The 1,144-nt window shown below is 68.6% G+C and carries 1 protein-coding gene and 1 pseudogene; both read right to left on the bottom strand.

Translation table 11 applies throughout. The annotated features are described in order from the left end of the window. On the bottom strand, nucleotides 1–691 hold a 691-nt coding region (gene istB, locus COA07_RS17635), incomplete at its 3' end, for an IS21-like element helper ATPase IstB (protein ID WP_096641368.1). Further along, nucleotides 678–1,144, bottom strand: a pseudogene (locus COA07_RS17640) (IS21 family transposase); the annotation flags it as partial. The gene istB and the pseudogene COA07_RS17640, both read right to left, overlap by 14 nt.

The following is a 1,144-nucleotide window of genomic DNA, read 5'->3' on the forward strand; positions in this document are numbered from 1 at the left end:
TCTCGACGATGTCGCAGTGGTGGGTAATGCGGTCGAGCAGCGCGGTGGTCATCTTGGGGTCGCCGAAGACGGTCGGCCACTCGCCAAAGGCGAGGTTCGTCGTGACGATGACCGAGGTCTGCTCGTAGAGCTTGCTGACCAGATGGAAGAGCAGCTGGCCGCCCGAGCGGGCAAAGGGCAGGTAGCCGAGCTCATCGAGCACCACGAGGTCGAGGCGGGAGAGCTGGGCTGCCAGCGTGCCGGCCTTGCCGAGGCGGGTTTCCTCCTCGAGCCGGTTCACCAGATCGACCGTGTTGAAGTAGCGCCCGCGGGCGCCAGCTCGTACCACGTTGGCGGTGATGGCGGTGGCAAGGTGCGTCTTGCCTGTGCCCGTTCCACCGACCAGCACGACGTTGCGCCGGCCGGGGAGGAACGAGCCACTGTGCAGTGAGCGTACCAGCCCCTCGTTGATGGGAGTATCGTCAAAGACGAAGGCGTCGAGGTCCTTTACGGCCGGCAGCCTGGCGGCCGACATCCGGTAGCGGACCGACGCCGCATGGCGGTGCGTCGCCTCGGCACGCAGCAGGTCTGTCAGAACCTCCATGGTCGTGCGCTTGCGCTGGAGACCGGTGGTGACCGCCTCGTCGAAGGCGCCAGCCATGCCCTTCAGCCCCAACTCGGCCATGGCCGTCATCATCTCATGCCGCTGCATGGAGGCCTCGCAGGCTGTCGTAGCGGGTGCAGTCGGCGCGGGGCGGATGGCGCAGCGCCAGGTCCTCGGGCGTGACGATGGTCAGCGGCCGGGGCGGCTCGCGTCGGCGGGCCAGGATGTTGACGATGACATCGTCGCTGGCGGTGCCGGCCAGCAATGCTTCGCGCACGGCCGCTTCCACCGCCTCCAGCCCGTCGTCGAGCACCGTCGCCAGCACGCGCACGAACCGCCGGTCGGCATCATCCCCGGCGCCGAGCTTGCGCCGCAGCCGTGACAGCGCAGGTGGCAACTCCCAGCCCTGGAACGGCGCGCCATTGCGCAGGGCACCCGGCTTGGTCGCCAACACCGGCAGGTAATGCCACGGGTCGTAGATGGTCCGGTCGCGCCCGAAAAACCGGGGATGGTCGGCGACGACCTGGCCGTCGCAGCGCACGATGATGCGGTCGGCATAGG

This window comes from Sphingomonas adhaesiva (assembly GCF_002374855.1).
In the GTDB taxonomy this organism is placed as follows: Bacteria; Pseudomonadota; Alphaproteobacteria; order Sphingomonadales; family Sphingomonadaceae; genus Sphingomonas; species Sphingomonas adhaesiva.